This is a genomic window from Streptomyces asiaticus (genome assembly GCF_018138715.1).
GTDB lineage: Bacteria > Actinomycetota > Actinomycetes > Streptomycetales > Streptomycetaceae > Streptomyces > Streptomyces asiaticus.
In genome coordinates, this window is the sequence record NZ_JAGSHX010000001.1 from 416,146 (window position 1) to 441,519 (window position 25,374).

22 protein-coding genes and 1 riboswitch are annotated in these 25,374 nt (G+C 71.5%); of the genes, 17 read left to right on the plus strand and 5 right to left on the minus strand.

Features of this window, described 5'->3' with window-relative positions; genetic code table 11:
- Positions 1–34 precede the first annotated feature (34 nt).
- Positions 35–1,936 (minus strand): glycoside hydrolase family 97 protein, encoded by a 1,902-nt coding sequence (locus tag KHP12_RS01345; protein WP_086884769.1) that lies wholly within the window; start codon positions 1,934–1,936, stop codon positions 35–37.
- 192 nt (positions 1,937–2,128) lie between these two features.
- On the opposite strand from KHP12_RS01345, the gene KHP12_RS01350 reads away from it, so the two are divergent.
- From KHP12_RS01350 to KHP12_RS01370, 5 genes are all read left to right on the plus strand, one after another.
- Positions 2,129–2,305 carry a hypothetical protein gene (locus KHP12_RS01350; RefSeq protein WP_167442705.1) on the plus strand — a complete coding sequence of 59 codons (177 nt, stop codon included), beginning with the start codon at positions 2,129–2,131 and terminating at the stop codon, positions 2,303–2,305.
- Positions 2,306–2,431: 126 nt separating this feature from the next.
- Positions 2,432–4,360, plus strand: a complete 1,929-nt coding sequence (locus tag KHP12_RS01355) for an NAD-binding protein (protein ID WP_086884787.1) — start codon at positions 2,432–2,434, stop codon at positions 4,358–4,360.
- A gap of 49 nt (positions 4,361–4,409) precedes the next feature.
- A riboswitch (cobalamin riboswitch) is annotated at positions 4,410–4,602 on the plus strand.
- A gap of 40 nt (positions 4,603–4,642) precedes the next feature.
- Positions 4,643–5,026 (plus strand): (2Fe-2S) ferredoxin domain-containing protein, encoded by a 384-nt coding sequence (locus tag KHP12_RS01360; protein WP_167442706.1) that lies wholly within the window; start codon positions 4,643–4,645, stop codon positions 5,024–5,026.
- Between the two features lie 172 nt (positions 5,027–5,198).
- Positions 5,199–7,013 carry an FAD-binding dehydrogenase gene (locus KHP12_RS01365; RefSeq protein ID WP_086884770.1) on the plus strand — a complete coding sequence of 605 codons (1,815 nt, stop codon included), beginning with the start codon at positions 5,199–5,201 and terminating at the stop codon, positions 7,011–7,013.
- 46 nt (positions 7,014–7,059) lie between these two features.
- A complete protein-coding gene (locus tag KHP12_RS01370) occupies positions 7,060–7,428 on the plus strand; it encodes a hypothetical protein (protein ID WP_244203244.1) in 369 nt (122 codons plus the stop codon).
- 39 nt (positions 7,429–7,467) lie between these two features.
- Here KHP12_RS01370 and KHP12_RS50340 read toward each other — a convergent pair whose 3' ends face one another.
- On the minus strand, positions 7,468–7,656 hold the full coding sequence (locus KHP12_RS50340; protein WP_244203245.1) for a hypothetical protein: 189 nt from the start codon (positions 7,654–7,656) through the stop codon (positions 7,468–7,470).
- A 253-nt stretch (positions 7,657–7,909) separates the two neighbouring features.
- Positions 7,910–8,128 (minus strand): hypothetical protein, encoded by a 219-nt coding sequence (locus KHP12_RS52710; RefSeq protein ID WP_244203248.1) that lies wholly within the window; start codon positions 8,126–8,128, stop codon positions 7,910–7,912.
- Between KHP12_RS52710 and KHP12_RS01380 the strand changes: the two genes are divergently transcribed.
- Complete coding sequence (locus tag KHP12_RS01380; protein WP_244203247.1) at positions 8,088–8,390, plus strand: cysteine hydrolase family protein; 303 nt, start codon at positions 8,088–8,090, stop codon at positions 8,388–8,390. The two genes, KHP12_RS52710 and KHP12_RS01380, sit on opposite strands and share 41 nt — an antisense overlap.
- On the opposite strand, the gene KHP12_RS01385 is transcribed toward KHP12_RS01380, so the two are convergent.
- Complete coding sequence (locus KHP12_RS01385) at positions 8,356–9,600, minus strand: MFS transporter (protein ID WP_086884772.1); 1,245 nt, start codon at positions 9,598–9,600, stop codon at positions 8,356–8,358. The two genes, KHP12_RS01380 and KHP12_RS01385, sit on opposite strands and share 35 nt — an antisense overlap.
- 160 nt (positions 9,601–9,760) lie before the next feature.
- On the opposite strand from KHP12_RS01385, the gene KHP12_RS01390 reads away from it, so the two are divergent.
- Positions 9,761–10,747, plus strand: a complete 987-nt coding sequence (locus tag KHP12_RS01390) for an ArsR/SmtB family transcription factor (RefSeq protein WP_086884773.1) — start codon at positions 9,761–9,763, stop codon at positions 10,745–10,747.
- A 4-nt stretch (positions 10,748–10,751) separates the two neighbouring features.
- On the opposite strand, the gene KHP12_RS01395 is transcribed toward KHP12_RS01390, so the two are convergent.
- Complete coding sequence (locus KHP12_RS01395) at positions 10,752–12,146, minus strand: cytochrome P450 (protein ID WP_086884774.1); 1,395 nt, start codon at positions 12,144–12,146, stop codon at positions 10,752–10,754.
- A 401-nt stretch (positions 12,147–12,547) separates the two neighbouring features.
- On the opposite strand from KHP12_RS01395, the gene KHP12_RS01400 reads away from it, so the two are divergent.
- From KHP12_RS01400 to KHP12_RS01445, 10 genes are all read left to right on the plus strand, one after another.
- Entirely contained in the window at positions 12,548–15,307 is a 2,760-nt protein-coding gene (locus KHP12_RS01400; RefSeq protein ID WP_086884775.1) for a phosphoenolpyruvate synthase, read from the plus strand.
- Complete coding sequence (locus KHP12_RS01405; protein WP_086884776.1) at positions 15,300–17,006, plus strand: AMP-binding protein; 1,707 nt, start codon at positions 15,300–15,302, stop codon at positions 17,004–17,006. Before KHP12_RS01400 ends, KHP12_RS01405 begins: the two co-directional genes overlap by 8 nt.
- Positions 17,003–18,658, plus strand: coding sequence for a hypothetical protein (locus tag KHP12_RS01410; protein WP_086884777.1), 1,656 nt, complete (start codon positions 17,003–17,005; stop codon positions 18,656–18,658). Before KHP12_RS01405 ends, KHP12_RS01410 begins: the two co-directional genes overlap by 4 nt.
- A 16-nt stretch (positions 18,659–18,674) precedes the next feature.
- Positions 18,675–18,980, plus strand: coding sequence for a phosphopantetheine-binding protein (locus KHP12_RS01415; RefSeq protein ID WP_107471867.1), 306 nt, complete (start codon positions 18,675–18,677; stop codon positions 18,978–18,980).
- Complete coding sequence (locus KHP12_RS01420) at positions 18,977–20,131, plus strand: SDR family oxidoreductase (protein WP_211831266.1); 1,155 nt, start codon at positions 18,977–18,979, stop codon at positions 20,129–20,131. The genes KHP12_RS01415 and KHP12_RS01420 overlap by 4 nt, the downstream gene beginning before the upstream one ends.
- On the plus strand, positions 20,128–21,132 hold the full coding sequence (locus KHP12_RS01425) for a nucleoside-diphosphate kinase (RefSeq protein WP_086884779.1): 1,005 nt from the start codon (positions 20,128–20,130) through the stop codon (positions 21,130–21,132). Before KHP12_RS01420 ends, KHP12_RS01425 begins: the two co-directional genes overlap by 4 nt.
- Before the next feature lie 15 nt (positions 21,133–21,147).
- A complete protein-coding gene (locus tag KHP12_RS01430; protein WP_211831267.1) occupies positions 21,148–22,137 on the plus strand; it encodes a ScbA/BarX family gamma-butyrolactone biosynthesis protein in 990 nt (329 codons plus the stop codon).
- A gap of 52 nt (positions 22,138–22,189) precedes the next feature.
- Positions 22,190–23,098, plus strand: coding sequence for a UbiA family prenyltransferase (locus KHP12_RS01435; RefSeq protein WP_086884781.1), 909 nt, complete (start codon positions 22,190–22,192; stop codon positions 23,096–23,098).
- Between the two features lie 5 nt (positions 23,099–23,103).
- A complete protein-coding gene (locus KHP12_RS01440) occupies positions 23,104–24,390 on the plus strand; it encodes an amidohydrolase family protein (RefSeq protein WP_211831268.1) in 1,287 nt (428 codons plus the stop codon).
- A gap of 77 nt (positions 24,391–24,467) precedes the next feature.
- A complete protein-coding gene (locus KHP12_RS01445; RefSeq protein ID WP_086884783.1) occupies positions 24,468–25,331 on the plus strand; it encodes an SAM-dependent methyltransferase in 864 nt (287 codons plus the stop codon).
- The last annotated feature ends 43 nt before the right edge of the window (positions 25,332–25,374 follow it).

Sequence of the window (25,374 nt, forward strand, 5' to 3'; positions counted from 1 at the left end):
GTGACAGGTGGTCAGTGCGGGTCGTAGCGGACGGTCAGGTGCGGTCGCAGGTCGACAGGCCGGGTCGCCAGCGGCAGGCGATGGCGGCGAACCCGCCGTCCGCCGCGACCGGCACGGACAGGGTCTGCCCGCCGCGCACCACCGTGGGCTTGCGGACCAGGCCGTCCGGTCCGTCCAGGACCAGATCGACCAGCCAGCGGCCCGGCTCCAGCCGCAGCGGCACCTCGGCGGTGTGCGCGGGGCCGGTGAACGTCCCGCCGATGAACCACCGCGAGCCGCTGGAGCGGGCGAGCACCGCGCTCTCACCCGGCCGCCCCGCCAGCAGCCGGGTGCGGTCCCAGGTGGCCGGGATCTGCTCCAGGAACCGGCGGGCGAGCGGACGGGCGTCGTACGACTCCGGGGTGCCCGCCAGGTTCTGGATCCCGGACTCATAGAGCACCGACAGGCCGACCTCGCCCGCGTCCGAGGCCGCGTTGGGGCGCTGGGGCCGGTGGAAGGCCCCGGGGGTGAAGTCCATGGAGCCGATGACATTGCGGGTGTAGGGCAGCGTCGCCAGGTGCTGCGGGGTGTTGGTCCGCTTCTCCTCGCCGTTCACGCCCTCCATCGACATCACCTGCGGCCAGGTGCGCTGAATGCCCTTGGGGATCGTCGAGCCATGGAAGTTGACGAGCAGATGGTGGGCCGCGGTGTCCTTGAGGATCTCGTCGTACCAGCGCAGTGTCTCCTGGGACTCGGAGTCCATGAAGTCGATCTTCACGCCCTTCACCCCCCACCGCTCCAGCGTGGGCAGCCACTGCTCGCGCTCCTCGGCGGTGTCGAGGTCACGGTGGTGGATCCAGACCTGGATGCCCACCTGCCGCTCGCGGGCGTAGTCCACGAGCTGCGGGATCCAGCTGTTCCGCTGCCAGTCGGGATCGGTGACGTCCCACTGGTCGGGGTCGAAGTACCAGCCCGCGTCCACCACCACATACGGCCATCCGCGCTGGGCCGCGTAGTCCACGTACCCCTGCTGCATCGACAGGCTCTGCCCGGCCGGCTTGCCGCCCGCGAGCCAGGTCCACAGGGCGGGGCCGGGCCGGATCCACGAGGTGTCGGCGACCCGTGACGCCGGTGCCAGATCGTCGGTGAAGGTGGACTGGGTGACGGTCGGCAGATCGCCCACGATCAGGGCGCGCCAGGGGGTGCTGAGCGGCCCGTCGGACTCGACCCGCTCGTCCCACAGGCCGATGCGGTACGTGGGCAGTCCCTGCTGGTGGATCAGCCGGGCGGCGGAGTAGCGGCCGGTCAGATCCGACTCCGCGATCAGGGCGTAGCCACCGCCCGTCTCGAAGAGGGCCTGCGCCATGTACTCACCGGTGGGCGCGGTCGCCGCGGTGTACTCCTTGAACAGGTTCTCGTTGTCCTTGCGGTAGTCGCCCAGCCACGCGGCCGCGTCCGGGGGCAGGGTGAAGGCCGAGGTCTCGCCGAGGACATCGCCGCTGCCGGAGGGCAGGTCGTAGCGATAGGCGACCCCGTCGTCCGAGACCCGCACCACGAGGTCCAGCCGGGCGTTCCCGCCGCCCCGGAACCGGAAGCGGGTCTCGGTCATCCGCGCGGTGCGCGAGCGCTGCTTGCCGGCCGTCGACCGGTAGCGCTCCACGACGGTGCGGTCGTGGCGTCCCAGATAGCGCAGCCCGTGCGACAGATCCGCCCGCTCGGTGACGATGCCCACGGGCGAGGGCTCGACCACCGTCCGTCCGCCCCGGGACACCTGGAGCGTCAGCGCTCCCGAGGCACCGTCGAGCCGCAGCTGGGCGAGGGGACCGGAGTGGGGCGAGGGGCCGCGCACGGTCCAGGCGGAATCCCTCGCCTGTGCGGGCCCGGTGATGAAGAGCGTCATGGCCAGGACGCCGCAGAGCAGAAATGCCACTGCGGAGCGTCGATAAGATCTCGGCATCGTTGCCTCCCGAGGCGGATACGTTACCGAGTCATCCGATAACTGGGGAGGGGTTGAGCGGTATTACGCGCCGACAAGGGTTGCTGGCGCATAAGAGATCGGATCTATGGCTGGGCTGCTTCCGGAGACGACGCCAGGGGCAGAGGGTCGGTTGACGGGCCCGCGCACGGTCCGGACGAGGAGGCGCACACGATGAGCGGCACGGCTCGGCCCGGCGATCCGGACCGGGAGACGGCGGCCCCGGCGCCCGCCGAACCCGAGGGTGGGGATCCCGCCTGCTGGCTGGAGATGGTGTGCGCGGACTGCGGTGCGATCCAGGACACCGCCGAGTTCACTCGCTGTGCGCGGTGCGGCGCCCCGAGGGAGTGAGCGGCCGCGGCACGCGGCCCTCGGCGGTGAGACGGCCAACTCCCTTTGACGGCAGAGCGGGTACGCTTCGCCGTCGTGTTCTCCGCCTCCGCATCCGCCCCGCCGTCCCCCTCGGGGCCGGTCCACATGGTCGTCTGCGGCGACGACGCGCTCGCCCACCGCCTCGCCGCCGAACTCCACGACGTCTACCGGGCACAGGTGACCGTGGTCATTCCCGGCGGCGCTCCCCTGGCGGACCCCGCCGGGCAGCGGATGGCGGGATGGCGGCCGGGAGGCCGTACCTCCGCGCTCTTCGGCAGGTTCAGCGCGGCCGTCGGACGGGTCCCGCTGCCCCGGCAGACCGAGGACGACCCCGCCCCGGACGGGGGAGTGCGGGTCATGGAGGCGCCGGCACTGGACGAGGACGTGCTGACCGAGGCGGGCGCGGATCAGGCGACGGCGCTCGCCCTGGTCCATGACGACGACGAGACCAACATCCACGCCGCGCTGCGGGCCCGCCGCCTCAACCCCCGGCTGCGGCTGGTGATCCGGCTCTACAACCGCAAACTGGGCCAGCACCTGGAGGAACTCCTCGACGAGGCGGCGCGGGTCGCCGATCCCGGCATGGACCCGGCGGAGCTGGACGCCACCACCACCGTACTGTCGGACGCCGACACCGCGGCCCCCGCACTCGCGGCCACCGCCGTGGCGGGCACCAGCAAAGTGCTCCAGGCCGACGGGCTGCTGCTGCGCGCGGCCGAGCGCACCCCGCCCGGCACGGACGAGGTCGCCCGCCCGGGGCTGTGCACCCTCGCCCTGCTCTCGTCCACCACCAGCGACCCGGGCGGCAGCGAGGGCTCCGACAGCAGCGGGGACGAAGGGCCCAGGCTGCTGCCCGGAGACGAGGAGGTCGCCGCCGCCACCGGACGCGACACGGTGGTGCTCGAGGCCGTCTCCGCCCTCGGCGCGCCGCTGCCGCCACAGCGGCTCGGCAGTCGCAGACTGCCGCTCGCCTCACTCTTCTCCCGCCGGCTGCGCTGGTCCGTCGCCGGAATGGCCATCGCCGTGCTCGTCCTCACCATCACCTCCTGGCAGCTCACCGGAGCCGGACTGCTCCACGCGGCCTACCTCACGGTGCTGGACGTGCTGGCGATCGACGATCCGGCGCTCGACGAGCCGACCGGACGCAAGGTCCTCCAACTGCTGTCCGGGCTGACCGGACTGCTCCTGCTGCCCGTTCTGGTGGCCGCCGCGCTGGAAGCGCTGGGCACCTTCCGCACCGCGTCCGCGCTGCGCCGCCCTCCACGCGGCCTGTCCGGCCATGTCGTGCTGCTCGGACTCGGCAAGGTCGGCACCCGGGTCCTGGCCAGGCTCCGGGAGATGGACATCCCCGTGGTGTGCGTGGAGGAGGACCCCGGGGCGCGCGGCATCCCGCTGGCCCGCAGGCTCGGGGTGCCGACGGTCCTCGGCGATGTCACCCAGGAAGGCGTCCTGGAGGCCGCCAAAATCCAGCGGGCCCACGCCCTGCTCGCACTGACCAGCGTCGACACCACCAACCTGGAGGCGACGCTGTACGCCCGCTCGGTCAAGCCCCGGCTGCGGGTGGCTCTGCGCCTGTATGACGACCGCTTCGCCAACGCCGTCTACCGCACGCTGCGTGCGGCCCATCCGCGGGCCCTCACCCGCAGCCGCAGCGTCTCCAGCCTGGCGGCTCCGGCGTTCGCCGGGGCCATGATGGGACGTCAGGTCCTCGGTGCCATACCGGTCGAGCGCAGGGTGCTGCTCTTCGCCGCCCTGCATGTCGCCGGGCATCCGCGACTGGAGGGGCGTACCGTCGCCGAGGCGTTCGTACCGGGCGCCTGGCGGGTCATCGCGCTGGACGCGGCCGAGCCCGCGGACCGGCAACGCGACCTCGGGGCTGCGCCCCCTTACGACGGTGTCGTCCAGCAGGCGCCCGCCCTGGTGTGGGACCTGCACCCCGGCTATGCCCTGCGGCCCCAGGACCGCGTGGTGCTGGCGGCCACCCGCCAGGGCCTGGGTGAGATCCTGGCGGGGGCGCCGGTCCGCCGGAACTGACGCCGGGCCGCCCGTCGCCCCGCCGGGGCTGGGGCCGCGTGGTGTGGCGCTGTCCGGGATGCGATGATGCCGGGCGACAAGGGCGACGGCGGAACGAGGAAGCCGGTGTGAATCCGACGCGGTACCGCCACTGTGATCGGCGAGCGGATCCCGAACAGGCCACTGCCCACGTATGCGGGTGGGAAGGCCGGGACGAGCATCGACCCGAGAGCCAGGAGACTCACGCGGTCGCCTCCTCGATCGACACCGGGGCGGACTTCCCCGGAGGAGGGGTGATGCGGCGTGCCCGTGAGGCCGACCGACCCGCTGCCGTGCCGGGTGACCGTGTGCCGGGACTGCTGCTGCGGCAGTCCCAAGGTGACCGGCGTCGACCATGCCGCGCAGATCACGCGGCTCGGTGAGGAGGCGCCCGTACGCGTCTCCGAGTGTCTGGACGTCTGCGACCAGGCCAATGTGATCGTGGTACAGCCGTCGGCCGCCGGACGGGCCGCCGGGGGCAGGCCGGTGTGGCTCGGCCTGGTCAACGACCCGGACGCGACGGAGGACATCGTGGCCTGGGTCCGGGCGGGTGGCCCCGGGGTGGCACCGCTGCCCGACATCCTCGATCTGTACGCGTTCTCGCCGCGGGGGAGTGCCTCGGCCGAGCCGTCACCGGGCGGTAGCTGAGCACCCGAAGTCGCCTGGGGGCAAGGGAGTTGCTCGTACGAGCAGAACTCTGGCGGCCTCTCACCCTGTGGGCTACCGTCGGTAACACCTTGCCGGCCGGTAACACGATTCCGTCGCGGCACCCCCCTCCGTATCTCCCGCACCCTCCGAACCCCCTTCCGGAAGGCAGCTCATGGAGAACTCCACAGAGAATTCCGCGTCGCCCGCCGGGATCGGCGGGATCAGCCGCCGTCGCGCCCTGACGGCGGCGGGTGGTGTGCTCGCCGGCGCCGCGCTCGCCCAGACGGCGGTTCCGGCCTTCGCCGCCTCCGGCCCGTCCTCGGACGCGGACGCCATCGTGGTCGGCCACGGGCTCGCCGGGCTGGTGGCCACGGCGGAGCTGACGGCCGCGGGACGCAAGGTGCTCCTCCTCGACCAGGAGCCCGAGAGCAACCTCGGCGGCCAGGCGTTCTGGTCCTTCGGCGGCCTGTTCTTCGTGGACTCCGAGGAGCAGCGGCTGATGGGGATCAAGGACTCCCCCGAACTGGCCTGGCAGGACTGGCTCGGCACGGCCGGCTTCGACCGCGGTGTCAGCGACCCCGGCGGCCAGGACTACTGGGCCCACAAGTGGGCCGAGGCGTACGTGGATTTCGCCTCCGGGGAGAAGCGGTCCTGGCTGCACGGGCTCGGTGTGCAATGGTTCCCGATCGTCGGCTGGGCCGAACGCGGCGGCGGTCTCGCGGACGGCCACGGCAACTCGGTGCCGCGTTTCCACGTCACCTGGGGCACCGGTCCGGCCGTGGTCGAGCCGTTCGAGAAGAAGGTGCGGGCCGCCGCGAAGGACGGCCGGGTGACGTTCACGTTCCGGCACCGGGTGGACGAGCTGATCGTCACCGATGGCGCCGTCACCGGGGTGAGGGGCTCGATCCTGGAACCGAGCGACGCCGCCCGCGGCAAGCAGACCTCGCGCACCGTGGTGGGCGACTTCGAGCTCAGCGCCCCGGTGGTGATCGTCACCTCCGGCGGTATCGGCGCCAACCACGACCTCGTACGCCGGAACTGGCCCGACCGGCTCGGCTCACCGCCGAAGTTCATGGTCACCGGCGTCCCCGCGTATGTGGACGGCCGCATGCTGGCGATCACCGAGAAGGCGGGCGGACGGATCGTCAACCCCGACCGGATGTGGCACTACACCGAGGGCCTCAGGAACTACGCCCCGATCTGGCCGGGCCATGGCATCCGTATCCTGCCGGGCCCGTCGTCGATGTGGTTCGACGCGGAGGGCAGGCGCTTCTCCAGCCCCGACATCCCGGGCTACGACACCCTGCACACCCTCGGATCGATCACCGCCACCGGTCATGACTACTCGTGGTTCATCACCACCCAGAAGATCATGGCCAAGGAGTTCGCGCTCTCGGGCTCGGAGCAGAACCCGGACCTGACCAACAAGGACATCCTGCAACTCCTCTCCCGCATCTGGCAGACCCCCGAGCCGATCCAGCGGTTCCGGGACAAGGGCGAGGACTTCGTGGTCGCCACCTCCCTGCCCCAACTGGTCGCGGGCATGAACAAGTTGACCGGTGACAACCTGATCGACCTGGCGGACCTCAAGCGGCAGATCGAGGCCCGCGACCGCGAGATCGAGAATCCGTACACCAAGGACGTCCAGGTCATGGGCATCCGCAACGCGCTCGCCTACCCCGGGGACGCCCTCAGCCGCACCGCCTCCGCGCACCGGATCCTGGACTCGGCCGCCGGGCCGCTGATCGCCGTGCGCCTCAACATCCTCACCCGCAAGACCCTCGGCGGCCTCCAGACCGATCTCTCCGGCCGCGTCCTGGACGCCTCCGGCCGGCCGATCAGCGGCCTGTACGCGGCGGGCGAGGTGGCGGGCTTCGGCGGGGGAGGAGTACACGGCTACCGCTCCCTGGAGGGCACCTTCCTCGGCGGCTGCCTCTTCTCGGGCCGCACGGCGGGCCGCGCGGCGGCGTCCGCGACGGCGACCTGAACCCCGTCGGCGGGAACGGGCCCGTGGGAGACTCGTCCCGCACTCCGTGGCGAGGGAGGACACGTTGGGCGGGGACGATCCGCACATCCATGTCGAGTCGAAGGTCGTCCGTGGCGTGGCCGCCGTCCGCGAGATGATGGCAGCCACGTTCGGCCTGGTCGGTGACGTGCCGAGCCTCGTCGATACCGGATGCGGGCTGCGGGCCCCGTACGCGATGACCTCGCCGCGCCCGGAGAACGTCACCTGCCTCGCCTGCCGTGAGCATGCGCGGCAGGAGCATCTGCGCTTCGCGGACGAGGTCGAACGTCTGGGCGGGATGGCCGGATCGACCATCAGCACGGCCCAGGCCAAGCTGGCCGCCGACGAGCACCGCGAGCTCGCGGAGAGGTTCTCCGGCCCGCGGCGGGCCGAATGACATCACCGCACGCGGGCGGCCCGCGGCAGCCGGACTCCGCTACGGCGCCGGGTCCGCCTGGGCGACGGGGTGCTCCACCGCTGCGCGCCGCGGCGGCGGCACGCCCTCCCGCCACTCTCGGCGCCGCCCCGAGACGCCCACCGGGGCGGTGAGGACGGCCAGGCAGGCGAGGACGAGTGCGATACCGCCCCAGCCGACGGCGGGGAGGCGTTCGCCGATGACCAGCACGGCGAGGACGGCCGCGACGGCCGGTTCCAGCAGGGAGAGCGGGTCGCCGTGCTGGCGGGCACATGCGCCAGCCCCCAGCCGAACAGGACGTAGCCGGTGAACATGGGCACCAGCGCCATGTACGCCCCGACCGCCACATGGGACCCGGAGTCGAGGAGCGGGGCACCGGTGACCAGGAGGACGGGCACCAGGAGCAGCCCGCCCACGCCGAAGACCGCGCCCATCGCCGTGCGCGAGGTGACCCCCTGGGTGATCAGCCGGTGGGCCGCCCAGGAGCGTAGGTCGTGGCCGCGACGAGGCCCAGCCCCACGCCGAGCACCGTGGCGGCCATGGAGGTACGCTCCGCGCCGCCGCGGGCCCCGGCGGCCTGGCCCGCACACAGCAGCAGGGTGCCCAGCAGGCCCAGCTTCCGGCCGGGGCCGGGGGAGGTGGTGGTCCGAGAGCACTGGGCGCACAGCGGATTCGCCAACACCGACCTGAATATGCAACTCAAGCAGCACGGCATCACCCATGTGATCCTCATCGGGCTGCTGGCGAACACCTGCATCGAGTCCACCGGCCGGTTCGCCATGGAGCTGGGCTACCACGTCACACTGGTCCGCGACGCCACGGCCGCTTTCAAGCCCGAGATGATGCACTCCGCGCACGAGCTGAACGGCCCCACCTTCGCCCATGCCATCCTCACCACGAAGGAGCTCCTCACCGCGCTGCGAGGGGAGGGTCCGGGGGCGTAGGGGCCGTGTCACGGCATGGCGCCTGAGCCGGAACCGACAGCCACCGCCGAGGCCGGCGCAGGGCCGGCGGGTGGCGGACCAGGGCGAGGACGGTGAGGAGCGCGACGAGTGCGCACACACCCCACCAGCCGGTCCGGCCCCAGGCGCGCACCCCGAGCCAGGAACCCGCGCTGCCGCCCAGATAGGCGCAGGTCATATAGGCGGTGTTGAGCCTGGCGCGGGCGTCCGGGCGCAGGGCGTAGACGCGGGCCTGGTTGGCCACCATGCCGGACTGCATCGCCACGTCCAGCAGCAGCGTGCCGATCGTCAGGGCGGCCAGGCCCGGCGTCCCGCCCAGGGCCCCCAGGGCGAGGATCGCGGCCGAGAGGAGCACCCCGAGCAGGCAGACGAGGTTCACCGGATCGGGCCCTCGGCGGTCCACCATGCGCCCGGCGAGCGGGGTGCACAGCATGGTCGCCCCGCCGACCAGGGCGAGCGCGCCGACCGCCTGGGCGCCGAGCCCGTAGGCGGGACCGGTGAGGAGGAGTGCCAGGCAGGTCCAGACGGCCGAGAATCCGGCGAAGACGGTCGCCTGGTACCAGCAGGAGCGGCGCAGCTCCGGCTCGGTGCGCAGCAGGCGCAGCGGTTCGGCCAGGAGCGCGGGGTAGGACTGTCGCGAGGCCGGGGTCGTGGCGGGTACCGCGAACGCCAGGACGGTGGCGAGCAGCAGGGCCAGGACCGCGGCCACGAGATACGGGGCCCGCCAGCCCAGCCACTCGCCGAGGGAGCCGCTGAAGGTGCGGGCCAGCAGCATGCCGCCGGTCGACCCGCTCAACAAGGTGCCGATCACCGCTCCGCGGCGGTCGGCGGCCACGAGACCGGCCGCCAGCGGGCCGACGATCTGCGCCGCCACGGTGGTCAGGCCGACGAGAGCGCTGGCGGCGACGAGGGGCGGCAGGGCCGGTGCGCAACCCGCGGCGAGCAGCGCCAGGCCGGTGAGTCCGAGCAGGACGACGAGGAACGTACGGTGCGGAATCCGGTCGCCGAGCGGCACCAGCAGGACGATTCCGGCCGTGTAGCCGACCTGGGTGGCGGTCACCACCATGGCGGCCGAGCCGGCGGACACGTGCAGCCCGTCGGCCACCAGCGGGCCGATGGCCTGCGGGAAGTAGATGTTGCCCACCGCCACCGCGCAGGTGATGGCGAGGAGCAGGACCATGCGGCGGCTCATCCGGCCGTGGTCCGCACACTCAGGGCCCGCACACTCAGGGCCCGCACACGCGGGGCCCGCACACGCAGGGGGCGTCTCACGGGAGGTGTCGTGGGATGTGTCATGGGCCGAAGTCCATGGCACCGGAGCTCCGCTGCCAATCGATGTAGCGTATGGCTTAATGATCAGCTTTGTGCTCGATGTCGAGGACCTGGCGGACACGCGGTTCGCCGTATCGCCCTTGAACGAGACGGTCTTCAGCCTGCGGGTGCTGCACGATCCGAGCCTGTCCGCCGTGCATCTGCCGTGGCGCAGAGCCGTGCTGGGCGGACTCGGCGCCCTGGACACCGACCTGCTGATGTCCTTGGTGGCACGGCGACGTACCCTGCCGGACTTCCTGACTCCACGGCCCGCGACCTTCGCCCCGGCCTTCGAGGACGAACTCGCCGTCGTCCGTCAGACCCCCACCGACCTGGTACGCCGCGATCTGCTGGCCACACACGCGCCGGACCCGCTGCCCCCGGCGCTGCGCGCCGCCGCCACTGCCGACGACGCGTCCGTCGCCGGACTCCGCGACACCATCTGCGCCCTCCTGCGCCAGTACTGGGAGATCGCCGTCGAGCCGATGTGGCCGCGGATGCGGCTCGTCGTGGAGGCGGACATGACCTACCGCTCACGCCAACTGGCCATGGGGGGAGCCCGGTTGCTCTTCGCCGATATGCATCCCCATCTGCGCTGGCACAACGGGGTGCTGCACATCGCCAAGATGATCAGCCGGCACCGCGTCGTGGCATCCGGCCGAGGACTGCTCCTCCTGCCCTCCGTCTTCGCGCACAAGCCCGCGCCCCCGGTGAGCCCGGAGGAACCTCCGTCGCTGGTCTACCCCAGCCGTGGCGTGGCGACGCTGTGGGCCTCGGAGCCCGCCCATGACGCGTCCGCGCTCGTGTCGCTCATCGGCGCGCCCCGGGCGAGGCTCCTCGGCCTCCTCGAGGAGCCTCTGCCCACCGTTGAGCTCGCCCGCCGCCTGAGGGTGACTCCGAGCGCCGTGTCCCAGCACCTTCGCGTCCTGTACGCCACCGGTCTGGTCACCCGGGCGCGCAATGGACGGCAGGTGCTGTACCGGCGAAGTCCCCTCGGCGACCAACTCGCCGCCGCCCCGCGTGAGTGATGACCTATTCGGATGGGGCCGGACGCACCGGGCACCTCGGCGCTTCGCTCAACGGCGCACGGTTCAGGGGCTGTTCGCGGGCCACGGCGACGGCGTGCTTTCCCGGGACCAGGGTGACGTGCCACATGCGCTGGGCCTCCGGCGCGGGGTCGGCGGCGGTCAGTTCCACCCTCCGCAGCACCTCCCGAATGATCACCTTCATCTCCATCATGGCGAGTTGCGCGCCGACACAGTAGCGTCGGCCGCCGCCGAACGGCAGGAACGACTTCTGTGCCGCCTGGGCGCTCTCGCCGAGGAACCGCTCCGGCCGGAACTCCTCGGGGTCCGGATACGCCTCGCTGTCCTGGTGGATGAGCGAGAACATGGGGATGGCCACCCATCCGGCCGGAATCTCGTATCCGTCCAGCCGCAGCGGCTTGTCCAGCAGCCGTCCCGAGCCGGTGATCACCGGGCGCAGCCGCAGCACCTCCTTGACGACCGCTTCGAGGTAGCTGTCGTCCTCGCCCCGCTCCAACTCCTCCTGAAGCCGCCGCAGTATCTCCGGGGAGCGCATCAGCCGTTCGAAGGCCCAGGAGAGGCCGGTCGCCGTGGTCTCGAGCCCGGCCTCCAGCAGGGTGAGCAGCTCATCGCGGATCTCCTGGTCGCTCATCGAGCGGCCCTGGTCGTCCCGCGCCTTCAGCAGCCGCCCCAGCACATCGGTGGCGCCGCCGTCCTCCTCGTCCCTGCGCCGGGCGATCTCGGCGAAGAGGATCTCGTCCACCGCCGCGCTGGCCTTCATGGTGCGGGTCGTCGGCAGGACCGGTACGCGCATCGCCAGCGGTGACTTCTCCGCCCACGCCCGCAGCCGTGCGGGCATCAGGAACAGCAGCGGGGAGCCACTGGCCTTGGACAGGGTGAGGAGCAACGCCCGCAGCCGGGCCAGCTGCGTGACGTCGCGGATCCCGAAGACCAGCCGCAGGGTGATCTCCAGCGTGATGGCCTGCATATGCTCCTGGAGCGCGAACGGCCTGCCGAGCGGCCATGTCCGGATGTCCTGCGCGGCGATCTCGGCGATGAGGTCCGGGTAGCTCGCGATGGACCGGCCGTGCAGGGCCGGGCTGAGCAGCTTGCGGTGCCGCCACCACGGCTCGCCGTCGTTCGTGAACAGCGAATAGTCGCCGAGCCACGGCACGTATCCCGCGCGCAGCGCCCCGGCCCGGTTGCCGTCGCCGTCCGTGCTGTAGATCTGCGCGGCGAGTTCCGCGGTGGACACCACCACCTGGGGCGGGAAGCCGATCAGCTTCATACGGAACACCGGACCGTAGCGCCGCCGGAGTGACGCGAAGTAGTGGACCGGGTCGCGCATGCGCATGGTCTGCAGAAGGGCGGGCTGCCGGGAGCCGGGAGGAAGGAGGGACATCGGTTTTCTCCAGTTGTCCAGCGTTCACTCAGTTCTCCGGCGTCCACGGGGCAGTGGCCACTAGTGGCCACTGTGCGACCCACCAGGGATTCGCCACCGGCCGGGGAGAACAAAGGGCGTGGGGGGCAGGAAACGGGGCGGGAGCAATGGCAATGGTCCTAGCGCTACCAGCCACTTCTACCTCCGGCGAACGCCGAGCGCCAGGGGTGGCTGGTCGGCAATCGCTAGGGGAAAGCGTAGCAACCAGCCAAAGTGTCAGGGCGTCATAGCGTCAGGGCGTCATGAAGTGGCCTTGTAAAAGAGGGGGGATCGCCATCGCCAGACCCGTGGGGTACGGTGAAACTTCCTCGTGATCAAGCGGGGTGTGTTTCGTGATGTGTGCCCGGAGGCCGAGGAAACCGATGCGAGCCATAGTCGACGACAGCCTCCCAGGTGAGGCCGCGAAGCTGGCGGGCGGGAAGGGGAAGAATCTCCATGAGCTCTCCAGGAACGGGCTCGCCGTCCCCCGGTGGGCAGTCGTCGGGCTCGATGTGTTCCAGGAATTCATCGCCGCGCTCGACAAGGCGGGACGCATCGAGGATCTGCTCGCCGAGGTCACCCCGGACAATGTGAACCGAATCTCCCGGCAGCTGGCCGAAATCATCGAGTCGGGGGAGTTGAGCGACGACGCCGCGTCGGTCGTCGAAGAAGCGTATGCGCATGTGGGGCGCCCCCGGGTCGCGGTGCGCTCTTCCGGTGTCGAGGAGGACGGCGCGGAGCTCTCCTTCGCCGGACAGTTCGCCACCTTCCTCAACGTGTCCGGGCTCCCCGAAGTGATAGCGCACGTCAAGAAGTGCTGGGCCTCGGCGTTCTCCGAGCGGTCGCTGCACTACCGGCTGCGCCACGGGCTGCCGCTGCGCGACGCGGGTATCGCCGTCGTGGTGCAGGACATGGTGGACGCCGAGCGCAGCGGCGTCATGTTCACCGCCAACCCGGTGACCGGCAACCGGCGGCAGTATGTGATCAGTTCGGTGTACGGACTGGGCGAGGGCCTGGTCTCGGGCGCGGTGGACGCCGACACCGTCGTCCTCGACGGCGCCACGGGCGCGGTGGACGACACCGTGCTCGGCGACAAGCAGGAGCGCTATCACCTGGATCCGGCGGGTTCCGGATATCTGGTCGCCGAAGTGGAGCGGGCCGACCGGGAGAGGCTGTCGCTGGAGCCGAAGGACATGGCGCGGCTGCACGAGGCCGGGGCGCGCATCGCGGCGGTCTTCGACACTCCGCAGGACATCGAGTGGGCGCTCGCGGACGACGCCCTGTGGATTTTACAGGCCCGCCCGATCACCGCGCTGCCGGATGCGATTCAGCCATCGGGGGATGAGTTAGGGCCGAGCGAAGGCGAACTCCGGATCTGGGACAACGCCAACATCATCGAGAGCTTTTCCGGAATCGTTTCACCGCTGACCTACAGCTTCGCGGCCAATGTCTACGGCAGGGTCTACGAATATTACGCCCGAGGTCTCCGGGTCCCGCCCGCCGCACTGCGCGAGATCGAGGAATGGGCTCCGCATATGCTCGGCTATTTCCATGGCCGGGTGTACTACAACCTGCTCCACTGGTACCGGATGGTGCGGATCGCGCCACTGTACAAACTCAACAGGAAAGTACTGGAGGTCGCGATCGGCGTCGAGGAGCCACTCGACGACGAAATGGCCGAGACCCTCTACCCGTACACCTTCTCCTCTTCCTTGCGCGGTCGGCTGTCCCGCGCGCGGACGGTGGCCGCTTTCGTATGCCGCTTCCTCACCATGAACCGTTCTGTCGAACGTTTCATGGCCTGCTTCTACAAGGCGTACGAGGAGTTCGACAACGTCGACTACGACGCGATGGAGGGCCAGGACGTCTACCGGCGATTCCGCTCCCTGGAGAAGGACCTGCTGGAGAAGTGGGGTCCGATGCAGACCCTGGACGCGACGATTCTCTGGTCCATCGGCGCACTCGCCCTGCTGAACAGAAGCTGGCTGCCCGACGCCCCCGAGTGGCTCACCTGGAGCGCCGCCAGCCCCGGCTCCCGGGTGGAGTCCATCGAACCCGCCCGTGCGCTCTCGGCCCTCGCCGCCACCGTCCGTGACGACGCCGAACTGAGCCGTCTCCTCCAGGAGACCCCGGCCGCGGACACCTATCAGGCGCTGCGCGACGGCGGCCACACCGCGTTCCTCGCCTCGGTGGACGAGTACGTCGCCGCGTACGGCTACCGCAGCCTCGACGAACTCAAGCTCGAAGTGCCCGATCTGCGGGAGGATCCGTCGACCCTGTTCGCCATGGTGCGGGCCGCGCTGCCCGAGGTGGACGCCCATTCCGGCGAGAAGGCCGACGCCTTTCTGGACGAGCATCTGCGCGGGCCGCGCCGGATGCTCTACAACGTCGTCCGCCGCAAGGCACAGACCTCCCTGTACAACCGGGAGCGGCTGAGATTCTGCCGTACCCGCGCCTTCGGCTCGGCGAAGCGGATGCTGCGCGCCATGGGCCGCGATCTCGCCAGGATGCGGGCGATCGACCACTGGAACGATGTCTTCTTCCTGCGCCTGGAGGAGCTGCGGGGCGCGTACGAGGGCACGACGGCGCACACCGATCTGCGCGCCCTCGTGGAGCTGCGCAAGCGTCAGCAGGCCGAGGACGAGCAGCTGTCCGCGCCGTCCCGGTTCACCACCCGTGGGGCCGCCTACTGGCGGGGCAATCTGGAGCGGGCCGGCTTTGTGAAGGGCGGCGTGGCGCGCACCGGCGTCCGGGAGCTGCGCGGCACCCCGTCCTGCCCCGGTGTGGTGGAGGCCCGCGCCGTCGTCACGGACACCCCGGTGGATGTGGACGGCGGAGTCCTGGTGACCTACCGCACGGATCCGGGCTGGGTCGCCGCGCTGCCGTCCGCCTCGGCGCTCATCATCGAGCGGGGCAGCCCGCTGACGCATGTGGCGATCGTCGCCCGTGAGCTCGGCATTCCGACCGTCGTCCAGGTCAAGGGCGCGGTCACGGAGATGGAGACCGGTATGCGGCTGAGGGTGGACGGCGGCACGGGGGCGATCACGTTCCTGGACGACGACACCCCGGCCGAATCCGCCACCGGGGCCGGACCGGACAGCGGGGCCGAGGCCGGGAAGGCGAAGGTGGCGAAGAGTGAGTAGCGCACTGCTCTCCTGGCTGGCGGACCCCCCTCGGGCGGCCGGAGACCTCCACGGCCGGGGCATCCACCTCGCCGACGACCGAGGCGGCTGGGAGTTCCACGGATACCCCGTACTCGCCGCCTCCGCACGGCGGGTGGCCGGATCGCTGGCGGCACAAGGGGTACGCCCCGGCGATGTGGTGTGCGTCCTCCTGCCCACCGGTTTCCCGTGTCTGTCGTCGCTCTTCGGAGTCTGGGCCGCGGGCGCCACGGTGTGTCTCGTCCCCCCGCCGGCGTTCGCCGCCGAGGTCGAGTACGTGGAGCACACGGCCGGGATCCTGCGGCAGACCGAGGCCGCCGCCACCATCACCGCCGAGGGCCTCGCCCCCCTGGCCGCCCGGGTACTGGCCGCAGCGGGCTCCGACCGCGAGCCGTGGATCTGGCGCGATGACGGCGATGAGATCCAGCCCCGTGAACCCGGCGAACTCGCCCTCCTCCAGTTCACCTCGGGCTCCAGCAGCCGGCCCCGCGGAGTCCGGGTCACCTGGGCGAACCTGGAGGCCAACCTCGTGCTGATCCGGAGCGCACTCGGCTGGCGCGCGGGCGACGCCGGGGCCTCCTGGCTGCCACTCCACCACGACATGGGGCTCATCGGCTGTCTGCTCACCCCCGTGAGCGTCCAGGACGATCTGTGGCTCCTGCGCCCCGAGCAGTTCATCCGCGATCCGGCCCGCTGGCTGCGGTGTTTCGCCGTCGCCGCGCACACCGCCGCCCCGCCCTTCGCGTTCGAGTACGCGGCCCGGCGGCTTGGCGACCGGCTCGCGGACCTGGACCTGTCCGCGTGGCGCAATGCCATCGTCGGCGCCGAACCCATCAACCCCCGCGCGCTGGAGCACTTCGCCAGGCTCGCCGCACCCGCCGGGTTCTCCCCCTCCGTCTACCTTCCGTCGTACGGGCTCGCCGAGGCGACGCTCGCGGTGACCGTCCGTACCTCCGACGCTCCCGCGCCGACCGTGCGCGTGGACACCGGCACGCTGCGCTTCGCAGGCCCCGTCACCATCGAGGACGAGGGCGAGTTCGCGAGCTCGGCGAAGACGCCCCCGGACCACGGCGAGGACGGCCGGCTGATCGGCTGCGGCGGCCCGGGCGACGGGGTGGGCGCCACGGTGGTCGACGGCGAGGGACGGCCCCTGCCGGACGGCCACCTCGGCGAGATCGAGGTGACGGGCCCCTCGGTGACGAGCGGCTACCACGCCGGGCGCACCGGCTCCACGCGGTTCGTCGACGGCGGCATCAGGACCGGGGACGCCGGATTCTTCCACCGCGGCGAGCTGTTCGTGCTCGGCCGGATGGGCGACAGCCTCAAGGCGCGCGGACGCAGCGTCTACATGGAGGACCTGGAGGCGAAGGTGGTCTCCGCGACCGGGATCGCCCGCGAGAAGTGCGCGGTCGTCGGCGTCGAGGGCACCGGCGGCACCTCGGTGACGCTGTTCGCGGAGAAGGCCGAGGGCGCGTGGGTGGAGGACGCCACGCTCGTCCTGCGCGCCGCGCTCGGCGACGACGTCGCCATCACCGTCGTCACCGGCCGCAGCGGGCTGATCAGAAAGACGTCCAGCGGCAAGCCGCGACGTCGCCACATGTGGGAAGAGCTGCGAGCGGGCCGCCTCAAAGACGCGCGCGTCCTGGAGACGGCCCATGTCACGACCGGGAGGCCCGTGTGATCCTCAGCGAGGACTATCTTCAGAACCTGCTCGACAAGACCATTCCGCAGATCCACTCCGTCGCCGACTGCGCCGTGGTCCTCGAGGGTTCGATCGCCGAGGGCTTCGGCAATTCCTCGTCCGACATCGACTTCCTGCTCATCTCCGACAGCGACGCCGACCTGCCCACCATGCCCTCGCTCCTGTTCCTGGACGGGCGGCGGGTCGAGGTCAGGACCCGCTCCGTGCGGCAGCTCGCCGAGCAGTTCTCCGCGGTCACGGCCGACACGCGCGACCACGTGGGCGCCGTCCCGGAGGATCTGCTGAACCGCTGTCAGCGCCTGCTGCGCAGCTTCCCGCTGCGCAATCCGGACCTGGTGGCGAAGGTCAAGGGGCTGATGTCCCTCGATGACTTCCAGGACACGATGCGGGAGTGGTGGGCACACCACGCACGCCAGTCGATCCGCTACGCGCTCGCCCTGCGGGAGCTCGGCCAGGAGGAAGAGGCCGCGGCATGGACCGAGGCCGGACTGATCCAGGCGGTGAAGTCCTGGGCGGCGGGGCGGGGAGAGACCTATCTGGAGCCGAAGTGGCTGCCCATGCAGCTGGACCGCATCGGTGACCAGCCGCTGTGCGACCGGTACCGGACGCTCGCCTCGCCGGAGGCGTCGGGCCTCGGCACCGCCGAGTACATCACCGCGGGCGTCCGGCTCACGGCCGATCTGGGGGTGGCGGGCGCCGAACCCGACCCCGAGCGGATCACCGTGGCCAGGGCCGCCGGGGTGACCACCTGGCAGACCGGCGACCGGGTGCATGTCGTACGCGACAAGCAGGACGTGTTCGTCCTCGGCGACCGCGCGGCACGGGCCTGGCGTTCGGTCGTCTTCGGCCGGCCCCTGGGGAGCGTAGTGGCCGTGGCGGACGCGTCAGGAGCACCGCAGGCGGGCCCGCAGATCGCCCAGTTCCTCCGGTTCGGCCTGGTGAAGGTGGCGTGGAAGGGCGAAGGACCGATCGTCCCCGCCATGCCACTGGCCGCCCCGTCCGGCCCCGTCACACCGCCACCGAGCATCGCCCGGCCCATCGTCACCGTGGGCGGGGCGGCGGTCGGCGGTGCGGAGGGTATCGATCTCGTGCCCATGCCCGCCCGCCGGTTCAGCGCCGCCGCGATGACCCTGGTGTGGTCCAACGTGCTGGTGGAGAACGCCCGCGAGGACCTCACCGGCGCCCTGGACCGCGAGCAGTGGAGCGTCGCCGAACTCAGCGCCCGGAGGATACTGCGGGCCGCGCTGCGCGGGGTGCTCAGCGCCTACGGAGTCAACCCGCTGCCTGCGGACTCCGAGGTCGTCCGCAGGCTGTCCCTCCTCCCGGCGGGGGTGGACACCGACGAGATCCGGGCCAAGGCCCGGCACCTGGCGACGCTCCCGATCGCGTCCACGGCCCAGGGCGGCGCGGCGCTCACCGCGCTGGACGACTTCGTCGTCCTGGTCCGGCACACGATCGGCGCGCACAGCTTCCCGTCCTCCTTCGACTCCTCGGACGGATGGCGGCAGACCCTGGAGATCGGCTACGACTGGCTGCGCCTCGGCGCCCACCTCGACGCGGACCTGCCCATCGACGAGGCGAGCGATCTGCTGTCCAGCGGTGGCGCGCAGCCGCATCTCGCCACCACCTGACGCTGAGGGAGGAACGTTGACGTCAAGCACCGGCACACCAGCGCTGAACGAGGACGAGACGCGGAGCAAGGTGTACGCGATCGTCGGCGCGATGGCGCCCGCGGGGGACGCCACCCTGACCGACGACACCGAGCTCTTCGCCGATCTGGCCTATGACTCGCTCCGGCTCATCGAGTTGACGCTGGCGCTGGAGGAGGGCTTCGGGCTGGGGGAGCTCGCTCAGGAGAGGACCGCCACGGTCACCACACTCGGCGACATCGTCCGCCTGGTGACAGAGGTACGACAAGAGACCGGGGCACGGCGGGCGGAGGCGGGCCGATGACGGAGCGCTTGAGGATTCTGGTGACCGGCGTGGCCGGGCTGGTCGGCGCGGAGGTCACCGCCCGGCTGGTGGCGGCCGGGCACCAGGTCACCGCCCTGGTCCACAACCAGCCGGCGGTCATACGCAACGACGGCACCCCGCTGGAGCCGGACGCCGTCACCCGCCTGCCGGGCGATGTGACCAAGCCCCGGCTCGGCCTGCCCGAGGCCGCGTACCAGGCGCTGGTCGCGGACGGCCTCGACCGGATCGTGCACTGCGCCGCGATCACCGACTTCGGCCTTCCCGACGAGGTCTACCAGGCGGTCAACGTCGACGGCACCGCCCACGTCCTGGAGCTGGCCCGCGCCGGTGGGGTGCCGCTCGTGCACGTGGGAACCGCCTATGTGTGCGGTGAGCGCGACGGGCTGATCCGCGAGACGGAGCTGGACGAGGGCCAGCGCCTCGCCAACGCCTACGAGGAGAGCAAGTTCCGGGCCGAGACCCTGGTGCACAAGGCCCAGGCCGACGGGGTGCGGGCCGCGATCGTCCGCCCCAGCATCGTCGTCGGCGACGAGCGCACCGGCGTGGTGCGCGACTACAAGAACATCTATGTCGTGCTCAAGCTGGCCACCGAGGGCAAGGTCCGCTCCATCCCCGGCCAGTACGAGGCGCGCCTGGACCTGGTGCCCGTGGACTATGTGGCGGACATCATCACCGAGGTCACCCACCGTTTCGAGGAGGCGGCGGGCCGGACCTTCCACGCGGTGGGCGCACCGCTGACGCTGCGGGACTTCTCCGATGTGATGGCCGAGTACCCGCCGTTCCACGTGCCGCGGTTCGTCCCGCCGACCAGCTTCGACGCCCAGCGGCTGCCCCGCCGGGAGCGGGCGTACTACGAGCGTGTCATGACGCTCTACGAGAGCTACTTCCGGCGCCGGATGCGGTTCGACGACTCCCACACGGCGGACCTGGCCGCCCGCAGGCCACCGGCGGACGGACAGGACTTCCTGCGCGCGCTGATCGACCACTGCCTGGAGACGGGCTACCTGGGCGCACCGACGGCCGACGCCACCGAGGTGCTCGCCCGGCTGAACATGACGGGCCCGGACGGGACCTCCACGGCGAGCGGGACCAGCCCGGCCGCGAGCGATGTGAACGGAGCCGGCCGATGACCGACGACACCACGAACGGCCGGCCCTTCGGCGACGACATATCCCCGGCCCTCAGCTGCGATCCGCGCAAGCGCGTCCTCTTCGGCTCGGACACCTACTTCCTGGAGAGCGTCGAACAGCTCGCCACCCTCACCGCCGACGTCGACGGCTTCCTCCATCGGCACGCCGCGCTGCTGCTCAAGCCCGACGCCGTGGTCAGCAGGCAGTTGCCGACGGCCGTCGACTGGCTGGCCCGGGAGGGCTTCCGGATCGTGGCCGCGGAACGCACCCGGCTCACCCCCAACACCGTGCGGTCGCTGTGGTACTTCCAGTGGAACCTGGCCACCCCGGAGCGCCGCCGTCTCGCCGATCTGTTCACCGACACCTGCGATTCGGTGGTGCTCGTGGTGCGCCAGGACGCCGACGGGGCCGAGGCTCCGCCGAGCGCGCCCGCCTCGGTGGTCCTGACCGAGCGGAAGGGCCCCACCGACCCGCGGGCCCGGGTCCCCGGCCAGCTCCGCTACGCGACCGGCCGCTACAGCTATCTCCTGAACCTCGTCCACACCCCCGACGAACCCGCCGACGTGGCACGGGAGCTGGGCATCTACTTCGGTGCGGCGCTCCGCCGGCGGGTCTACGCCTCCGCGCTGGCGGGCGAGGACCAGTCGGCCCGAGCGCGTGAGCTCGGCGAGCGGTTGCACGCCGAGGTGCCCGAGCGGGATCTCTCCTTCGAACCGGCCGCGGAACGGCTCAAGCGGGCCGTGGCGGAGGCGGAGGAATCGCTGGCCCCCGGCGCCGTCCGGGACGAGCTGCGCGCCGCCCGGCTCGCGGCCCGGAACCAGGAGGGCCACCGGCGCCTGATCGAGGCCGTCTGGCGGGCCGGGCTGCCGCTCGACGCCTGGGACACGGTGATCGTCGGCTCCCATGTCCTGCCCATGAAGCGCAAGGGGCTGGCGCCCGTACTCGGTGGAGTCAGCGTGTCCGACTGGCAGCACCACCTGGCGCGGTCGGCGGTTCGGTGACACGGAGGGGGAAGCATGGACACGGTGGAATTCAGCCAGACGGTGCCGCGTGAGCTCGTCCATCGGCTGAGCCTGGCCGAGGTGTTCCTGACCGGTGTGCTCGCCCGGGACGAGGACACCCTCGACATCGGGGTGCAGATACCCCGCTCACACGCCTTCTACCGGGACACGGCGGGCTGCCGCCACGTCTACGACCCGATGGTCCTGGTGGAGGCCGTCCGGCAGTCGCTCCTCATGCTGGGCCACGATCTGTTCGAGAACCCGTTCGGCACGAAGTTCATCCTGCGGGACATCGCCCTGCGCGACGCGGACATCACCGCGCTCGCGGTGGGCGACGTACCCACCGAGGTGGTGCTGCGCTGCCGGATCGTGCGCCGCTTCCGTGGCCGCGAGGGGCTGAAGGGGGCGCGGCTGTCCTACACCGCGCTGATCGGTGAGCGCGTGGTGGCGACGCTGGAGGGCTCCATGTCCTGGCTGACGCCCGCCCGGTGGCAAGCGACGCGCGAGGAGGTGCGTGCCACGCTGGGGCTGCCCGTCCAGGCCACGTTCACGGCCTGTGAGCCGGGGGAGCGGATCGGGGAGGCCCTGGTCGACCGCAGGGACGCGGCGAACGTGGTCATCTCCCCGCTTCAGCTCCAACTCGCCCCCGACGGCGCCGAGACGGGGACCGCGCGGCTGCTCGTGGACACCAGCCACCCCGTGCTGTTCGACCACCCCCTGGACCATGTCCCCGGCATGCTGACCCTCGAGGCGTTCCGGCAGCTGAGCCTCGCCACCGCCGTGGAGACCGGGGCGCTGCCGTCGGCGTCGGCCGTCCTCACCGGGCTGAAGGCGCGCTTCACCGGCTTCGGCGAACTGGATCTGCCGATCACCTGCGAGAGCGTCCGGGTGGAGGACGACGGGACGAGCGCCGTTCTGCGCTGCGTCATGCGGCAGGCCGGGCACACCATCTCCGACGGCGAGCTGCGCCTCACCACGGCGCCCACGGAAGCGCGGCCGATATGACCGCCGCCCCCGGCACGCTCGACCGTCCCATGCCCGGGAGACGGTGGCGGCGTTGAGCGATGTCCTGACCGCCTCCCGCGTGCCGGCCCGGCTGGGCCGATTCGTACTGCGGATGTTCCGCCCGCAGATCTACGTCACCTACGGCGTGCTGTGGACCCTGACCCTGGAAGGCTCGGCCGAGGCACTCTCCGGGCCCTCCTCGCACTGGACACCCTCCGGGGCGACCGTGGTGCGCGCGGTGAGCGTGGTGCTGGCCCTGCTGTTCGCCCGCATGGTCGATGAGCAGAAGGACCTGGAGTACGACCGCCGGCACAACCCGGACCGGCCGCTGGTGACCGGCGCCATCACGGCGGCGGAGCTGCGCGGCGCCATGGCGCTGATCACGGTGGTCGTCGTCGTGCTCAACGCAGTCGTCTCGGCCCTCTCGGTGGTGCTGATCCTGCTCGCCCTCGGATACACGCTGTTCCTGGTCGCGCTGGAGCGCTGGTCGCCGCGGATCGGCGAGGCCCTCATCGCCAATCTCCTCGTCAGCTACCCGGTGCAGCTGCTGCTCTCCGGCTACCTCTATGTCTCGCTGCTGACCAGCGACGCGATCGACGGTGACGGGCGGGCCGTCCCGCTGATGGCCATGTTCGCCTGCGCCTTCCTCCAGTTCGAGTTCGCGCGGAAGACCGAGTGGCGGCGGGACCCGGAGGCACGGCTGTACTCGGAGGTGTTCGGCCCGCGCGGCAGCGCCGCCGTGTGTCTCGCTCTCGCCGTGGGCGCGGTGGCACTGGGGCTCCTGCTGTTCGGGACGCGGGGCCTGCTGCCGGCGCTGAGCATCGTCTTCCCCGCGCTCGGCGCCTGGCGCTTCCTCGTACGCAGAAAGCCATCCGGGCTGATGCTCCCGGCGATGGGCTTTGTGCTCTTCTTCAACCTGCTGTGTTTCTACGGCTCCACAGCGATCGCGATCGGACGGTGAGAGAGGTGCGGCCGGTGATCATCGACAAGGTGCGGATCTTCGACGGGACGGCGATGCTGGGGCCCGGGGCGGTGGAGTTCGCCGACGGGGTCATCACACGCGTCCTGACGGAGCCCACCGCGGCACCGGGGGCATCGGCGTCGGCCGATGTGATCGACGGCACGGGCCTGACGCTGCTGCCGGGTCTGATCGACGCGCATACGCATGTGTTCGGCGCCGAGAGCAATCTCGAACTGGCGCTGGCCTTCGGTGTGACGACCGAGCTGGACATGTTCATGGGCCCGCCGGAGCTCACCCAGGCCCTGTGCACGGCGGCGGGCGAGCGTGCCGACCTCGCCGATATGCGCAGCTCGGGGCTGGTGGCAAGCGCGCCCGGAGGGCATCCCGGCCACGCCATGCCGCTGCTGCCGACGGTGGCCGGGCCCGATGAGGCCGACGCGTTCGTGGCCGCGCGACAGGCGGAGGGCGCGCACTTCATCAAGATCATCGTGGACGATGGGGCGAACCACGGGATGTCGCTGCCCGCCCTGGACCGGGCGACCGTGACGGCGCTCGCCGACGCCGCGCACCGCCGTGGCCTGCTCACCGTGGCTCATGTGTCCGCCGGGTGGTCCGCGCGACTGGCCCTGGCCAGCGGTGTGGACATGCTGACGCACCTTCCGCTGGAAGCCGCTCTGGCCGACGCGTTCATCAGCCGGACCGCGGACGAGAGGCGGGTCGTCATCCCCACCCTGGCCATGCTGGAGGCATCCGCCCCGGAGACCTCCTCCCGGCCCCGTACCGGACGGTCGCTGGCGGCCGATCCGCGCATCGTCGCCTACCTCCCGGATCACGCCCGTACCGCGATCGCGGAAGGCCGTGAGGGCCTCTGCGTGGAGAAGGAGTCCCCCGAGCACCACTTCACCCACGCCCTGGCGAGCGTGGCCCGGCTGCACCGGGCTGGAGTGCCCGTGCTGGCGGGAACCGACACCAACTACCGGCCCGACCGCGCCTGCCCGGTCGTCCACGGCGCCAGTCTCCACACCGAGCTGGCCCTCCTCGTGGAGGCCGGACTGACTCCGGCGGAGGCGCTCACGGCGGCGACCTCGGCGCCCGCCACGCACTTCGGCCTCTACGACCGCGGGGTGATCGCGCCGGGTCGGCGCGCGGACCTCGTCCTCGTAGAAGGCGACCCCACCGAGGACATCACCCGCACCCGGGCGATCGAGGCGATCTGGCGCGGCGGCGTCCGCTTCGACCGCGAGGCGTACCGCGGGCGCTTCGCCACAGGAGCGGGCGCGACACGCGCGTGAGCGCGTTCTCCCTGGGACGACACGCTCATGAACGGGAGAGACGACATGAGAGACCACCACATGAAGCGGAGGACCACGTGACCGACGGACACGAGCGCCTGGCGGGAGTCAGCAGCACCGCGCTGTTCGTGGGCATCACCCGCGCGGACGAGAGCCGGCGCCCGGACCGGCTGTTCGAGGACACCCTGGCCACGCGTTTCGTCGACGCGGCGGGCCCCGAGCAGCAGGCGGTCTGGACCGAGGGGCAGGGAAAGCTGTTCACCGAGGCCATGGGCGACTACTTCGCCCTGCGCACCCGGTACTTCGACGACTACTTCATGCAGGCGTGCGCGGCGGGCTGCCGCCAGGCGGTCCTGCTCGCGGCGGGCCTGGACACCCGTGCCTTCCGTCTGCACTGGCCGGACGGGACACGCCTCTTCGAACTGGACCGGCCCGATGTGCTCGACTTCAAGGAACACGTCCTCCAGGGCGAGAAGCCGCGCTGTGAGCGCGAGGTGATCGCGGCCGACCTGCGCGAGGACTGGCCCTCGCTGCTGGCGAAGCAGGGCTTCCGCGAGGACGTGCCGACGGCCTGGCTGGTCGAGGGGATACTCGTCTACCTGCCCGAGCGCGATGCGGACCATCTGCTCGACCGGATCACCGCGCTGTCCGCGCCGGGCAGCCATCTCGGGGTTGAGCATGTCACCCGGGAGATGGTGAACACCGGCCAGGCCCAGGAGGCGGCGTCCGCCTCACCGGAGGGCATCATGGGCATGCTGTCCTCCCTGTGGAAGAACGAGATGACGCAGCCTCCCGCCACCTGGCTCGCGGGCCACGGCTGGAGTGCCGCCGAAGAAGCCCTCACCGACCTGGCGGAGCGCCACGCCCGGCCCGTCCCTCCGGCGTTCGACCCGGCCCTCCCCGGCACGGGCCGCGTCCGTCTGCTGACGGCCGACCGCTGACCGGCCGCCACCCCGGGCGCTCTCCTTGACCTCAACTCAGGTT

Coding starts and splice junctions, on each gene's coding strand:
- KHP12_RS01345 (WP_086884769.1), bottom strand. CDS start 1,936: ATGCCGAGATCTTATCGACGCTCCGCAGTGGCATTTCTGCTCTGCGGC.
- KHP12_RS01350 (WP_167442705.1), top strand. CDS start 2,129: ATGAGCGGCACGGCTCGGCCCGGCGATCCGGACCGGGAGACGGCGGCC.
- KHP12_RS01355 (WP_086884787.1), top strand. CDS start 2,432: ATGGTCGTCTGCGGCGACGACGCGCTCGCCCACCGCCTCGCCGCCGAA.
- KHP12_RS01365 (WP_086884770.1), top strand. CDS start 5,199: ATGGAGAACTCCACAGAGAATTCCGCGTCGCCCGCCGGGATCGGCGGG.
- KHP12_RS01385 (WP_086884772.1), bottom strand. CDS start 9,600: ATGAGCCGCCGCATGGTCCTGCTCCTCGCCATCACCTGCGCGGTGGCG.
- KHP12_RS01390 (WP_086884773.1), top strand. CDS start 9,761: ATGATCAGCTTTGTGCTCGATGTCGAGGACCTGGCGGACACGCGGTTC.
- KHP12_RS01395 (WP_086884774.1), bottom strand. CDS start 12,146: ATGTCCCTCCTTCCTCCCGGCTCCCGGCAGCCCGCCCTTCTGCAGACC.
- KHP12_RS01400 (WP_086884775.1), top strand. CDS start 12,548: ATGCGAGCCATAGTCGACGACAGCCTCCCAGGTGAGGCCGCGAAGCTG.
- KHP12_RS01420 (WP_211831266.1), top strand. CDS start 18,977: ATGACGGAGCGCTTGAGGATTCTGGTGACCGGCGTGGCCGGGCTGGTC.
- KHP12_RS01425 (WP_086884779.1), top strand. CDS start 20,128: ATGACCGACGACACCACGAACGGCCGGCCCTTCGGCGACGACATATCC.
- KHP12_RS01430 (WP_211831267.1), top strand. CDS start 21,148: ATGGACACGGTGGAATTCAGCCAGACGGTGCCGCGTGAGCTCGTCCAT.